At 73.1% G+C, this 13,917-nt stretch carries 10 protein-coding genes; 5 read left to right on the top strand and 5 right to left on the bottom strand.

Annotated features, from left to right (window positions below; genetic code table 11):
- Nucleotides 1-135 precede the first annotated feature (135 nt).
- Entirely contained in the window at nt 136-2,301 is a 2,166-nt protein-coding gene (locus KBX21_RS18190; protein WP_049569314.1) for a SpoIIE family protein phosphatase, read from the top strand.
- Nucleotides 2,302-2,406: 105 nt separating this feature from the next.
- Here the strand turns inward: KBX21_RS18190 and KBX21_RS18185 are convergent, their stop codons facing one another.
- Nucleotides 2,407-3,012, bottom strand: coding sequence for a response regulator transcription factor (locus KBX21_RS18185; RefSeq protein ID WP_049569308.1), 606 nt, complete (start codon nt 3,010-3,012; stop codon nt 2,407-2,409).
- Nucleotides 3,013-3,242: 230 nt separating this feature from the next.
- Between KBX21_RS18185 and KBX21_RS18180 the strand changes: the two genes are divergently transcribed.
- The 3 genes from KBX21_RS18180 to KBX21_RS18170 all read left to right on the top strand — a co-directional run bounded on the left by KBX21_RS18180 (nt 3,243) and on the right by KBX21_RS18170 (nt 7,048).
- A complete protein-coding gene (locus KBX21_RS18180; protein WP_210842616.1) occupies nt 3,243-4,976 on the top strand; it encodes a trypsin-like peptidase domain-containing protein in 1,734 nt (577 codons plus the stop codon).
- A 318-nt stretch (nt 4,977-5,294) separates the two neighbouring features.
- Nucleotides 5,295-6,554 carry a glycosyltransferase gene (locus KBX21_RS18175; RefSeq protein ID WP_049569303.1) on the top strand — a complete coding sequence of 420 codons (1,260 nt, stop codon included), beginning with the start codon at nt 5,295-5,297 and terminating at the stop codon, nt 6,552-6,554.
- A gap of 107 nt (nt 6,555-6,661) precedes the next feature.
- On the top strand, nt 6,662-7,048 hold the full coding sequence (locus KBX21_RS18170; RefSeq protein WP_210842615.1) for a DUF4259 domain-containing protein: 387 nt from the start codon (nt 6,662-6,664) through the stop codon (nt 7,046-7,048).
- Here the strand turns inward: KBX21_RS18170 and KBX21_RS18165 are convergent.
- The 3 genes from KBX21_RS18165 to KBX21_RS18155 form a co-directional block, all read right to left on the bottom strand.
- Nucleotides 7,045-8,655, bottom strand: coding sequence for an ATP-binding protein (locus KBX21_RS18165; RefSeq protein WP_374225733.1), 1,611 nt, complete (start codon nt 8,653-8,655; stop codon nt 7,045-7,047). The two genes, KBX21_RS18170 and KBX21_RS18165, sit on opposite strands and share 4 nt — an antisense overlap.
- 29 nt (nt 8,656-8,684) lie before the next feature.
- Nucleotides 8,685-9,383, bottom strand: coding sequence for a response regulator transcription factor (locus tag KBX21_RS18160; RefSeq protein ID WP_210842632.1), 699 nt, complete (start codon nt 9,381-9,383; stop codon nt 8,685-8,687).
- A gap of 76 nt (nt 9,384-9,459) precedes the next feature.
- Nucleotides 9,460-10,407: a CoA ester lyase gene (locus KBX21_RS18155; protein ID WP_210842614.1), complete on the bottom strand. Its 948-nt coding sequence runs from the start codon at nt 10,405-10,407 to the stop codon at nt 9,460-9,462.
- A gap of 165 nt (nt 10,408-10,572) precedes the next feature.
- Here KBX21_RS18155 and KBX21_RS18150 point away from each other — a divergent pair, with 165 nt between their 5' ends.
- Nucleotides 10,573-12,909 (top strand): molybdopterin-dependent oxidoreductase, encoded by a 2,337-nt coding sequence (locus KBX21_RS18150; RefSeq protein WP_210842613.1) that lies wholly within the window; start codon nt 10,573-10,575, stop codon nt 12,907-12,909.
- Between the two features lie 327 nt (nt 12,910-13,236).
- On the opposite strand, the gene KBX21_RS18145 is transcribed toward KBX21_RS18150, so the two are convergent.
- On the bottom strand, nt 13,237-13,899 hold the full coding sequence (locus KBX21_RS18145) for a GntR family transcriptional regulator (RefSeq protein ID WP_049569293.1): 663 nt from the start codon (nt 13,897-13,899) through the stop codon (nt 13,237-13,239).
- Between the last annotated feature and the right edge of the window lie 18 nt (nt 13,900-13,917).

Here is a 13,917-nt window from a genome sequence, read left to right as displayed (position 1 = left end):
CGCGCGGGGTCGCGTGAGGTTCGGGGTGGTTCGGGGTTCCCAGGGAGGACGGCACGCGTATCGTGGCAGTGGCCACCCCTCCCACACCCGCGCCCAGTGACGAAGGACACCGACGGCTTGGCAGCACAAGACGCGTTGAAGGTCGCACGACGAGAGTTTCCCCCTGCTCCCGAGACCGCGGCGGCCGCCCGAGAGTTCGTGCACGACACCCTGCTCAGCTGGGGCGTGCCCGACCCCTTCGACGACATCATCCTGCTGGTGAGCGAACTGGTCACCAACGCCGTCATCCACGCGGACTCGGCGCTGGAGGTGGCGGTGCGCCGCGCGGAGGGTTCGACCGAGGTGATGGTCACCGACTCCGCGCCCGAGCGCGCCGTGCCGCAGGCCGGGCCGCTCGCCGTGGACACCTCTCCCTCCACCGGTGACGAGCGCAGCGGCGGCCTGGGACTGGCCCTGGCGTCGGCGATCGCCTCCAGCTGGGGCGTGAGCTACGGACGCAACGACAAGGCCGTGTGGTTCCGGATCGAGGACCGGCCCGGGGACCACCCGTCGTTGGAGTCCCCTCCGGTGCGCAGGGGCCCGACCCGTCCGGTGCGCCCGCCCGCGTGGTCGGCGCTGGACTCGGCGCTGGGCTCCCGGCTGTCCCTGCCCCAGCTGCTGGAACGCACCGTGGAGTACTCGACCACGGCGCTGAGCGGGGACGCCGCCTACGTCGCGCTGGCCACCTCGGACGAGACCATGTGGGAGGTGCGTTCGGCGGTGGGGCTCACCGGCGGTGCGCCGTGGCGTCCGCTGCGGGTGCGCTCCGAGGAGATCTTCCCGTCCGCGGCGCCCGAACCCGGACCGGTGATCAACGACGACCTGATGATCGCCCGCACCACCCGGGGCGCCCTGGCCAGGGCCGGGATGCGTTCGCTGGTGACGGCTCCGCTGATCGTCGACGGCCGGGTGACCGGTCTGCTCGGCGTGGCATCCACGAGGGCCCGGCACTTCGGTCCGGCCGCGGCCAAGCGGCTCCAGGAGGGCGCGGACCTGATCGCCCTGCCGGTGGAGCGGTCCCGTCTGGCCGAGGTGGAGCTGAGCCGCCGCGCCTCGCTGAGCTTCCTGGCCGAGGCCAGCGACCTGCTCGCGGGCACGTTGGACGAGCGGATGACGGGTGCGCTGGCCGCGCAGCTGATCACCTCCCGGCTGGGCCGTTGGTGCGCCATCCACACCACCAACGAGCTCGGGATCTCCCGGCTCACCCACGTGGTCCACGGGGACGAGAACCTCAACGACGTCCTGCGCTCCCTGCTGACCGGGCTTCCCCCGCGTGAACAGCGTGAGCCTGGCCCGCTGTGGTCGAACAAGGAGCTGGCCGAGGAGGGTCTGGACGAGCAGATGACCGGGGCGATCGCGCGGGGTCCGGCGATCAGCATCCCGCTGGTGGCCCACGGGCGCGCGCTCGGCCGGATGACCATCGGCAAGAACGATTCGGACGACTTCACCCGCGAGGAGGCCGACGTCGCGGACGACCTCAGCCGCAGGGTGGCGTCGGCGATGGAGAACGCGCGGCTGCACGAGCGGCACACGGCCATGAGCACCGCGCTCCAGCGCAGTCTGCTGCCGCCCAAGGACAAGGAACCCGTGATCCCTGGTGTGGACCACGCGGTCTACTACCGGCCCTCGGACGAGCGCAGCGAGGTGGGCGGGGACTTCTACGACGTGTTCTCCGCGAGCGGCCGCTGGTGCTTCGCCATCGGTGACGTGTGCGGCACCGGACCGGAGGCGGCGGCTGTCACGGGCCTGGCCCGGCACACGCTGCGCGCCCTGGCCCGGGAGGGGTTCACCCCGGCGCACATCATGCAGCGGCTGAACCTGGCGATCCTCGACGAGAACACCTCGACCCGGTTCCTGACCATGCTCTACGGGGAGATGACCCCGGCCACGGACGAGGCCGGCGGGATGCGGGTGCGCATGGTCTCGGCCGGGCACCCGTTGCCGCTGCGCCTGAACCAGAAGGGCGAGGTCGAGCCGTTCGGCACGTCCCAGCCGCTGCTGGGCGCCTTCGAGGACGTGGGCTTCAGCACGGAGAGCGTGGACATCCGCCCGGGCGAGGTGGTGCTCGCGGTGACCGACGGCGTCACCGAGCGCCGCAGCGGTTCGGACATGCTCGGTGACGAGGGTCTGATGAAGATCTTCTCCGGCGCCGCCGGGCTCACCGCGCAGGCCGTGATCAGCCGGATCGACCGTGAGCTGGAGGAGTACGCCCCGGGCGGCAACTCCGACGACACCGCGATGCTCGTCCTGCGCTTCCTGTAGCCCGGCCGCCTTCCGGCCCGGCCCCGTCGGTTCCCGACGACCCTTCCGGTCGCGCCGGTCCCGAGCCGGACCGGGCACGCCGGATCGGCCGGAGTCCCGAGCCGGTCAGAGCCAACCCATGTCCTGGGCGGTGCGGATGGCGGCCATGCGGTTGTCCGCGCCCGTCTTGCCGATGGCGTTGGACAGGTAGTTGCGGACGGTGCCCTCGGTGAGGTGCAGGGCCTTGGCGATGCGGGCGACGGTGGCGCCGTCGGCGGCGGCTCGGAGCACCTCCGACTCGCGGTCGGTGAGCGGGCTCTCCCCGCCGACCATCGCGGCGGCGGCCAGTTCGGTGTCGATGTAGCGCCCGCCCTCGTGGACCCTGCGGATGGCCCCGGCGAGCTGTTCGACGGGGGCGTCCTTGGCGAGGAAGCCCCGGGCCCCGGAGGTCAGGGCGCGGCGCAGGTAGCCGGGGCGGCCGAAGCTCGTGAGGATGACCACCCCGCAGTCGGGGGCGCGCTCCTTCAGTTCGGCGGCGGCCTCCAGCCCGGTGGCGCCCGGCATCTCGATGTCCAGGACGGCGACGGCGGCCCCGTGTTCGAGGACGGTGTCGACCACCTGGTCCCCGCGCCCCACCTCGGCGACGACCTCCAGGTCGTCCTCCAGTCCGAGGAGCGCGGCGATCGCTCCGCGCACGAGGTGTTCGTCGTCGGCGAGCACGAGCTTGATCACGGGTGGGGCCTTCCCTGTCGTACCGGGTTCTGGAGGCGGGGGCGCGGTATCGTTTCGGACATTGTGGTGCATAAGTCCCTGTGTTCGCAGGGCAACACACACCGGGGCGCACCGCCGACCAGGGCCGGAGCCAACTCGAAACCACGATGTATGGGGCTCTCACCCTGTTCTAACCCACGCCCCCCAAGATGAAGCAAGTCAGTACATCGTCCCGTCAGCCGGAGGATGAGTTGCACCCGAACGACCCGAGTGAAGGTCCGGAGACCGGTGCTGGAGCCGAGCGCGGCGACGCCGAGCACGGTCACACCGGGTCCGGTGCCACGGACCAGCCCGAGACCGGTGAGGCGCGTCCCTTCGAGGGCACCCTCCCCGACGACGCCGCGAACGAGCAGCCGGGCGAGCCCGGCCCGTCCGCGCCACGCTTCACCGCGCCCGAGGGATCCGAGCCCGGCTGGGCGACCGGCCCCAACGACACCGACCGGGCCTCCTACGTCTTCCCCGGCCCCGACGGCCACGCGGGCTCGGCTCCCGGTCCCGCGCCGGAGGGCCCGCGGCCCGGTGACGGCCCCGAGCGGCCAGGCGGCTTCGGCGGCCCGTTCGGCCCGCCCCAGGGTCCGCGGATCGCGGGCCACCAGCCTCCCGGGGCGCCGCCGCCCCAGGGGCCGCACACGGCGGCCTTCATGGCCGGGGGTCACGGAGGCCCGCAGGGGCCGGGTGGCTTCGGTGGAGCGCACCCCCAGGGTCCGCACCCGCAAGGTGGTCCGCAGCCCCAAGGGCCGCACCAGACGGGTCCGTTCGGACCGTCCCACTACCCGCAGTTCGGTCAGGGACCCTTCCCAGGCCAGCCGCAGGAGGCCCGCAGGAAGCGCGGCACCGGCCGGATCGTGGGCGTGGCGGCGGCGACCGCACTCGTCACCAGCCTGATCGTCGGCCCGGCCGCCGCTCTGGGCACCGCCTACCTGATGCCCGGCGGGGGCAGCTCGCCGATCAGTTCGCTCACCGGCGAGCAGGGGACGACCGCGACCGAGGGCGCCGTCGGCGACGTCGCCGACGAGGTCCTGCCCAGCGTGGTCTCCATCCAGACCAGCGCGGGCGGCGGCAGCGGTGTCGTCATCTCCTCGGACGGCCAGATCCTGACCAACGCGCACGTGGTGGAGGCCGCCGGAGAGGGGCCCCTGCTCGTGCGGTTCAACGACGGCACCTCGGCGGAGGCGGAGCTGCTCGGGGCCGACCCGGTCTCCGACATCGCCGTGCTCCAGGCCCAGGACCGCACCGACCTGACCCCCGCGAAGCTCGGCGACTCCGACCAGGTCGGTGTCGGCGGCGACGTGGTGGCGATCGGTTCGCCGCTCGGGCTGTCCGGCACGGTGACCACGGGTGTGGTGAGCGCGCTCAACCGCCCGGTGAACACCGGAGCCACCGAGAGCGGCGGCAGCCAGACCGCGACGGTGATCAACGCGATCCAGACCGACGCCGCGATCAACCCCGGCAACTCCGGCGGCCCGCTGGTGAACATGGCCGGTGAGGTGATCGGGATCAACACCGCGATCGCCGGGCTCTCCCAGGAGAGCGGCTCGGTGGGACTGGGCTTCGCCATCCCCATCAACCAGGTCCGGCCGATCACCGAGCAGCTGGTCGAGACCGGCAGCGCGAGCTACCCGGCCATCCAGGCCACCATCGCGCCCAGCCCGGTCGGCGGCGCGCAGATCATGGAGCTGACCGAGGGCGGGGCCGCCGAGGAGGCGGGCCTGAAGGTCGAGGACGTGATCGTGTCCGTGGACGGGGAGGCCGTTTCCTCCCCGGACCAACTGATCGCGCTCATCCGTGCCCTGCGGCCCGGTGACGAGGTCACCCTGGGCGTACTGCCCGGTGGCAGCGGCTCCGAGCAGGAGGTCACGGTGACGCTGGGCGAGCAGAGCGCGGCCGCGGCCGAGGAGGAGGCCTCGGAGATCGAGGAGGACTGACGGGGGCGTCTTCCTTTTCTTTCTCCGATCCCGGGACGGGGGCGGACTGGCCAGGGGGCCGGTCCGCCCCCGTCCGCTGTGCGGGGTGGGGGCTTTGCGAACCGGTGTCCGGGACGCGGCCGTTGTGCCTTGACACACGGTGCCTTGACACACGAGGCGACCACGGAGAGTATTCTTCCCTGCGCCTTCTGCTACGTCGCCGGTCGCCTCGGCGTCACCGGGAGGTCGGCGACGGTCCATACCGGTGGACCACACTCGTCGTACACCGCACCGGACCAGAGCACGGCCCAGCCGCTCGACGCCTCCAGGAGAACCGGTATGTCCACGTCCTTCGTACCGCAGTCCCCCACCGTTCCCCGGTCGCCGGACAAGGGTCGCGGGGGGCGCCGCGTCCGGGTCCTCATCGGCACCGACACCTACCCGCCCGACGTGAACGGCGCCGCCTACTTCACCGCCCGCCTGGCCCACGGGCTGGCCGAGCGCGGTGCCGAGGTGCACGTCCTGGGCCCCTCGCCCACCGGCCGCCCCTTCGTGGCCGAGCGCGACGGAGTGGTGGAACACCGCCTGCGGTCCATGCCGTCGCTGGCGCACGAGAGCGTGCGCCTGGCCCTGCCGCCAGGGGTCCGTGGGCACCTGAACCGGCTCCTGGACCGGCTGCGCCCGGACACCGTGCACATCCAGAACCACTTCGTGGTCGGCCGGATCCTCACCCACGCCGCGCGCGCCCATGGCATCCCGGTGGTGGCTACCAACCACTTCATGCCCGAGAACCTCTTCGACCCCATGCGCATACCCGAGCCGCTGCGCCCGTACGCGGCCCGCCTGGCCTGGTGGGACCTGGGCCGCGTGCTGTCGAAGGTCGAGCACGTGACCACACCGACCCCGGCCGCCGCGGGGCTCCTGACGGAGCAGGGGTTCGCTCGGCCGGTGGAGCCCGTCTCCTGCGGCATCGACCTCGCCCGGTTCCAGCCGCTGCCCGCGAGGGCCCCGGCGGCCGAACGGCGGCGCCTGCGTGAGCGGCTCGGTGTCCCCGACCGCACGACCATGCTGTTCGTGGGCCGTCTGGACGAGGAGAAGAACGCCGACGAGCTGGTCCGGGCCGTGGGGCTCCTGCCCGGCGTCCAGCTGGTGCTGGCCGGGCACGGCGCCCACCGGGAGAGGCTGGAGGAGCTGGCCCGAGCCGAGGGGGTGGCCGAACGGGTGGTGTTCCTCGGGTTCGTCGCCCACGGGGACCTGCCCGACGTGTACCGGTGCGCGGACGTGTTCACGATCGCGGGCACCGCGGAGCTGCAGAGCATCGCCACCCTGGAGGCCATGGCCAGCGGGCTGCCCGTGGTGGCCGCCGACGCCATGGCCCTGCCCCACCTGGTGGAGGAGGGCCGCAACGGCTACCTGTACCGGCCGGGCCACCCGATCGAGCTGGCCGCACGGCTGCGCCTGGTGCTGGACGAGGAGGCGACGCGGGAGCGGATGGGCGCGCACAGCAGGTCGATGGCGTCCCGGCACCGTCTGGAGGACTCCCTGGAGCGCTTCGAGCGGATCTACCGGGAGGCGATGGTCGGCGCGCGCCCCTGGTGAGAGTCCCGACCGGCCCGGGGTCCGGCCCCGGAGCCGCTCCGACCCGGAAGTGTCGGTGCCGCCTGGTTCGATGTCCACAGTCGGAACACGTGACCGGGAGGACGTCCATGGGTACCTGGGGCAGCGGAAACCTCGACAACGACACGGCCGCCGACCACCTGTCGGCCGTCGTCGACCGGCTCGTCGGGGAGGTCGCCGCGGCGATGGCCGGTGACCCGGTCGAGCTGGAGGCCGACGATTACTGGGGCGACGCCGTCCCGTGCCACCTGGAGCTGTTGTACGTCCTGGCGCGTGAGGGCTACTCGGGCGGGCGGCTGCCCGCACCCGAGGTGGTGCTCGGTTGGCGCCGGGTCTACATGGCGGCCTGGGAGCGGAGCATCGACGGGCTCGAACCCTCCCCGGAGTTCAGGGAGGAGCGCCGGGCCGTGCTGCACCGCACCTTCGACCAGCTGGCCGTCGCGGCCGCCCCCGACGCCTTCCCCCTGACCGGCTAGGCGGGTGGTCCCGGGGGCTCTGGCGGAACCCCTGGCGGCGTGCCCGGCGGCGCGGCCGCAGGTCCGGGCGGCGCGGCCGCGGGTCCGGCCGCAGGTCCCGAACCTCCCGGGTCCGCGGGCGGTGGGCCGTCCTGCGGCGGCCGGTGGAGCGGCAGCTGGAGGCCGATCACCATGCCCCCGCCCTCCCGGTTGCGGGCGAAGACCTGGCCGCCGTGCGTGTGCGCGATCTCCTGGACCATGGCCAGCCCCAGTCCGGAGCCGGGCAGGCCGCGCGCGACGGTGGCCCGGAAGAAGCGCTCGAAGAGGTGACCGATCTCGGCCGGGTCCACGCCCGGACCGCGGTCCAGGACCTCCACCACGCCCTGGCGGACCCGGATGACGATCGGCTCGCTCCCCTCGGGGTCGAACTTGGCGGAGTTCTCCACCGGGTTGGCCAGGGCCCGTTCCAGGGAGCCGGGCCGTCCCCACACCACGCTGTCGTCCGCGTCCACCAGGATCTCCCTGCCCGTGCGGCGGTGGCTGCGCGCCGCCACCCGCCTGGCGACGTCGGCGAGCGCGACCGGGCTCGGGGACTCGTCCTCGTGGTTGCCGGTGGCCAGCCCGACCAGTTCGTTGACCAGCCCGGTCAGCTCGCGGGTCTCCCCCTGGAGGTCGTCGATGAGCCGTTGGCGCCCCTCCGGGCTGAGCCTGTCCACCCGGCCCAGGACCTGCACGTTGGTGTGCAGGCTGGTGAGCGGGGTCCGCAGCTCGTGCGCGGCGTCCTGGACCAGACGGCGCTGTTCGTCCTTGGAGCGTGCCAGGCGGGCCAGCATGGCGTTGAACGCGGTGCTCAGCCGTCCCACCTCGTCGTTGCCCGGCTCCTCCGGGGCGCCGGTCCCTCCAGTCGGGTCGCCCTGCTCGCCGTGGGTGTTCCGGTTCGGGGTGACCGGGTCCAGGCGTCCGGTGGAGCTGACGTACTCGGCCGCGTTGGTGAGCCGGACCAGGCGGCCGGTGATGCGGTGGCCCGCCAGCCAGCCCACCGAGGCCGCGCACAGGGCGACCAGCAGGCCCACCCACAGGATCTGGGTGGCCAGCCGCCCGATCATCTGCTCCACGGGCGAGAGCCGTTGCAGGAGCTGGATCGCGCCGCGCCCCTCCCCCAGGGACACGGTGCCCACCCGGTACTCCTGGCCCTGGATCTGGGTCTCCCTGGTGTCCACGACCCCGGCGCCCGCGGCCCGGGCCACCTCCAGGTCCGCCGAGGTGGGGTGGAAGGAGGAGAGTTCGTGCCGGTTGGCGATCAGCCGCGCCCAGGTGCCGTCCGGGGTGAGGATCTGCGCGTCCAGGCTGCCGGGCGCCAGGAAGGTGAAGGTGCTGCCGTCCGGGGCGTCCTGGTTGTTCTGCGCGGAGACCACGAGCTGCCGGGACAGGTTCTGCACGGCCTCGTCGAACTCGCTCTCGGCGTCGGCCCGGATGAGCGCGGCGGCGGTGCTGTAGGCCAGGGTGCCGACGAGAGCGATGGTGAACGCCGCGACCAGGGCGAACAGCACGGCGAACCGGGTGCCGAGGCGCCACTCCCTGGGATGCAGGACCATGCTGGCGCGCGAGGGACCGGCGGGAGCGGGCATCGGTGCGGGAGCGGGAGCGGACACGGGCCTCACCCCTGGGGACGCAGCGTGTACCCGACACCCCGGACCGTCTGGATCAGCGGCGGGCCACCGTCCTCCAGCTTGCGGCGCAGGTAGCTGATGTAGACCGCGAGGTTCTTGGACTCCGGACCGAAGTCGTAGCCCCAGATGCGGTCGTAGATGGTGGCGTGGTCGAGCACGATCCCGGAGTTGCGCATGAGCAGTTCGAGCAGGTCGAACTCGGTCTTGGACAGCTCGATCTCGCGTTCGCCCCGCCAGACCCGGCGGGCCCTGGCGTTCAGCCGCAGCTCGCCCACCCGCAGAGGAGCGTCGCCGTCGGCCTCCTCGGGCACGGGTGCGGCGCGGCGCAGCAGGGCGCGCAGTCGCGCCAGGAGTTCGTCGAGCTCGAAGGGCTTGGCGAGGTAGTCGTCGGCCCCGGCGTCCAGCCCCGCCACCCGCTCCGGGGTCTCCACCCTGGCGGTGAGCATGAGAATGGGGGTCCTGTCCTGTTCGGCGCGCAGCACGCGGGCCACTCCGAGCCCGTCGACCCCGGGCATCATCACGTCCAGGACGAGCAGGTCCACGGGGTCGGCGTGGACGGCGGCCAGCGCCTGGACGCCGTCCGCCGCCGTTCGCACCGTGTACCCCTCCAGTTGGAGGGCGCGTTCCAGGGACTCCCTGATGGCCCGGTCATCGTCGGCGATCAGGACGGTGGCGGTGCTTTCCATGGGGGACATGCTCTCCCACCTTGGTGAGAGGTCGGTAAGAGGCGGGCCGGAGGGGTGCGAGACCGGTGGTCGCGGGTCAGGCGCCGGGGTCGAACGTGCGGGTGCGGGTGAGCCCGGCGGCGCGGCCCTTGCCCGCCACGACCACAGCCATCTTGCGGGAGGCCTCGTCGAGCATCTCCTCGCCGAGCATGACGGCGCCGCGCCGGTCGACGGTGGTGGCGTGCCGGTAGGCGTCCAGAATCAGCTCGGCGTGGTCGTAGTCCTCCTGGGTCGGCGCGTAGGCCTCGTTGGCCGCCTCCACCTGGAGCGGGTGCAGGACCCACTTGCCGTCGAACCCGAGCGCGGCGGTGCGCCCGGCCGCCCTGCGGAAGGCGTCGACGTCGCGGATCTGGAGGTAGGGGCCGTCGATGGCCTGGAGTCCGTGGGCGCGCGCGGCCACGAGGATGCGCATGAGGACGTGGTGGTAGGCGTCACCGGTGTCGTAGCCGGGCGGCTGCTCCCCCACGACCAGGCTCTTCATGTTGACCGAGGCCATGAAGTCGGCGGGTCCGTAGACCAGGGTCTCCAGGCGGGGTGAGGCGGCGGCGATCCGGTCCACCTCGACCAGTCCCTTGGCGTCCTCGATCTGCGCCTCGATCCCGATCCGGCCGACCGGCAGGTCCGAGGCGCGTTCGATCTGGGTGAGGAGGGTGTCCAGCCAGTGGACGTCCCGGGCCTCGGTGACCTTGGGCAGGACGAGGGTGTCCAGGTGCGCCCCGGCCCCCTCGACGACGGCGATGACGTCGCGGTAGGCCCACTCGGTGGCGACGTCGTTGACGCGCACCGACCGGACCCGGCCCTCCCAGCCGCCGTCGTTGAGCGCCCGGACCACGGTGGCGCGGGCCGCCTCCTTCTCCGTCGGCGCGACGGCGTCCTCCAGGTCCAGGAAGAAGGCGTCGGTTTCCAGTCCCCGGGCCTTCTCCACGAACCGTGGGTTGGACCCCGGGACCGCGAGTACCGACCGCCGTGACCTGAGCTCGCCCATCTTCGCCTGCTCCCTTGCCGCGTGTGTCCTGGTGTTGGCTGCGCGGATCATCATCGCACCGCGTCCCGTCGCCGCACGAGGCGCGCCCCCCGCGCTGCGTAGAGTGTGACCTGGGACAGGGGTCGAACCCCCGTCCGGGTCACGCAGGGGAACACGGGAGTGCACATGTCCGCGACGCTTCGCCCGACCAGCGCCCACTGGGGCAGCTACCAGGTCGAGGTCCACGACGACCGGGTGGTCGGCGTGCGCGCCAACCCAGAGGACACGGAGGCGTCACCGGTCATCGGCAACACCCCCGTGGCGCAGCACCACCGCACCCGGGTGGCCCGCCCGGCGGTGCGCCGCCGCTGGCTGGAGCACGGCCCCGGCCCCGACCCGCTCCGGGGGGACCCCGAGGACTCCTACGTGGAGGTGGAGTGGTCCACCGTTCTGGACCTGCTCGCCGGGGAGCTGGACCGGGTGCGTTCGGAGCACGGCAACGAGGCGGTCTTCGGGGGTTCCTACGGCTGGGGCAGCGCGGGTCGCGTCCACCACGCGCAGAGCCAGCTGCACCGGTTCCTGAACACCATCGGCGGCTACACGCGGTCGGTGAACACCTACAGCCACGCCGCCCTCGAGGTGCTGTTCCCGCACCTGATCGGCACGCGGGCGGCCAACCGCCTGTTCCGGCGGGTGCCGTCCTGGAAGCGCATCCGCGAGCACACGGAGCTCCTGGTGAGCTTCGGCGGGCTGCGGGTGAGCAACACGTGGACCACCTCGGGCGGGCGGGACTCGCAGACCGCCGCCCAGGCGATGCGCGCGGCCTCGGACGCCGGCGTCGAGTTCGTCTCGGTGTCGCCGTTGCGCGACGACACCGACGCCGGGGTGAAGTCGGCGTGGGTCTCGCTCCGGCCGGGGACCGACACCGCCGTGATGCTGGCCCTCATGCACGTGCTGTTCTCCGAGGGGCTGGCCGACACCGCCTTCCTCGACCGCTACACGGAGGGCGCGGACCGCGTGCGCGCCTACGTCATGGGTGAGCGGGACGAGCGCGGGAATCCGGGAGGGGTGGAGCGCTCCCCCGAGTGGGCCGAGCGGGTGAGCGGGGTGCCCGCCGCCGACCTGCGCGCCCTGGCCCGGCGGATGGCCGAGAAGCGCACCCTGGTGAACGTGGGCTGGTCGCTCCAGCGGGCGAGGTACGGCGAGCAGCCGCTGTGGGCGGGGTTCGCGCTGGCCTGTGTCCTGGGCCAGGTGGGGCTGCCCGGGGCGGGGTTCGCGTCGGGGTACGGCTCCATGGGCAACTACGGGGGCGGGGCCACCCCGCTGGGGCTGCCGCGCATGCCGCAGGGGAACAACGCCGTGACCGCCTCCATCCCGGTCGCGCAGGTCTCCGACATGCTGCTGCGTCCCGGGCAGGCCTACGACTTCAACGGCGAGCGCCGCGTCTTCCCGGACATCCGGCTCGTGTACTGGGCGGGTGGCAACCCCTTCCACCACCACCAGGACCTGGCCCGGCTGACCAGGGCTTTCGGCCGTCCCGACACCGTGGTGGTGCACGAGACGCACTGGACGGCCACCGCCCGGCACGCCGACATCGTGATCCCGTCGACCACCGTGCTGGAGCGGGACGACATGGCCGCCAGCCACGGCGACCTGGCTCTGCGAGCGATGCCGCGCGTGGTCGCGCCGCACGGGCAGGCGCGCGACGAGTACGACACCTACGCCGACCTGGCCGAACGTCTGGGTGTGCGGGAGGAGTTCACCGAGGGGCGGACCAGCGGCGAGTGGGCGCGGGTGGCCTACGAGCGGTGGCGGTCGCTGCTGGCGCGCCGTGACCTGGAGATCCCCGGCTTCGACGAGTTCTGGGAGCGGGGGCGGATCGAGATGCCCGGCCGGGTCGAGGACGAGACCCACCTGGGCGAGTTCCGCGAGGACCCCGAGGCCAACGCGCTGCGGACGCCGAGCGGGCGGATCGAGCTGTACTCGGAAACCATCGCGTCCTTCGGCTACGAGGACTGCCCCGGGCACCCGGTCTGGCTGCCCGGTCCGGTGGTGACCGGCGCCGACGACGCGGACCTGCCGCTGGTGCTCGTTGCCAACCAACCCGGCACCCGGCTGCACAGTCAGCAGGACATGGGTGCCTACAGCGCCTCCCGGAAGGTCGACGGCCGCGACCCGATGCGGATGCACCCCGACGACGCCGAGCGGGCCGGGGTCCGCGACGGCGAGGTGGTGCGTGTGTCGGGTGCGCGGGGTTCGTGCCTGGCCGGTCTGGTGGTGAGTGACGCCCTGCGGCCCGGGGTGGTCCAGCTCTCGACCGGTGCCTGGTACGACCCCTCGGGCACCGACGTCACCTGCGTGCACGGCAACCCGAACGCCCTCACCGAGGATGTGGGCACCTCGTCGCTGTCCCAGGGGTGCACCGGTCAGCTGGTGCGGGTCCGGGTGGAGCCGTACGAGGGCGCTCCGCCCCGCGTCCGCGCCTTCGACCCCCCGCTGGGCGTGGAGCCGTTCGAGGGCTGACCGGGGCACGGCGAAGTACCGACCAGGTGGGACCCGACCCCGGGCTCCCTGGGGCGATCCGCCCCCGGGCCGCCCCGGTTCGGCCCCACCGGTGGCTGCCTCGGACCACGCCCAAGAACCGAATCCTGGCCCCGGGTCCACCTGACGCATTCGGCCCCGGGCCGGACCGTAGGGGTCCGAGCACGGTCCCGGTCGTGTAGGTCCACGGGCTGCCTCGGACCACGCCCAAGGACGGAATCCGGGCCCCGAGTCCGCCTGGCGTGTTCAACCCCGGGCCGGAGGCCTTGGGCACACCATCCCGGCCCGTCGGGCGCACCGGCGACCACCTCAGTCGCCAGCGGTCTCCGCAGTGAGCTGGCGCATCGTGTGCTCGGCCGCCTCGTCGATGTGCGCGCGCATGAGTTCGGCGGCCAGCTCGCCGTCCCGGTCCCGGAGCGCGGCCATGATCGCGTGGTGCTGCTCGGACGACGCGTGGGCACGCCCCACGAGGCTGATCGCCTGGTAGGGGACCCCGTTCCACAGCCGGTCGATGAAGTCCATGAGGTAGTCGGAGCGGGCCGCGCCGTAGACCGTTCGGTGGAAACGGACGTTCAGCCCGGTGATGTCCTCGTTGCGCCCGTCCGCGACGGCCCGGTCGAGGACCTTCAGGGCCTCCGCCATCTCCTCCAGCTGCGCGTCCGTGGCCTGCTCCGCGGCCAGCCGGGCCGCCATGGGTTCGAGGACGAGGCGGAGCCGGTACACGTCCTCCGCCCGCTCGGGGGTGCACTGGGCGACGACGGCACCGAGGTTGGCCTTCTGCTCGATGAGGCCGTGGGCCGCGAGCATCCGGAGGGCGTCCCGCACGGGGGTCAGGCTCATCCCGAGCCTGCGCGCGAGGTCCTGGAGCCGTAGCCGCTCCCCCGGAGGCAGTTCTCCCGAGCGGATGGCGTCACGCAGTGCGCGGTAGGCCACCTCGGACTTGGTCGGGGCTTCCGCGCGCTCGATCGACATGGGGATCAGACTATCGCA

It is taken from the genome of Nocardiopsis sp. B62 (genome assembly GCF_018070675.1).
Classification (GTDB): domain Bacteria; phylum Actinomycetota; class Actinomycetes; order Streptosporangiales; family Streptosporangiaceae; genus Nocardiopsis; species Nocardiopsis prasina.
The sequence above is the reverse complement of the archived record's forward strand: the minus strand, read 5'-3'. Positions and strand labels throughout refer to the sequence as shown.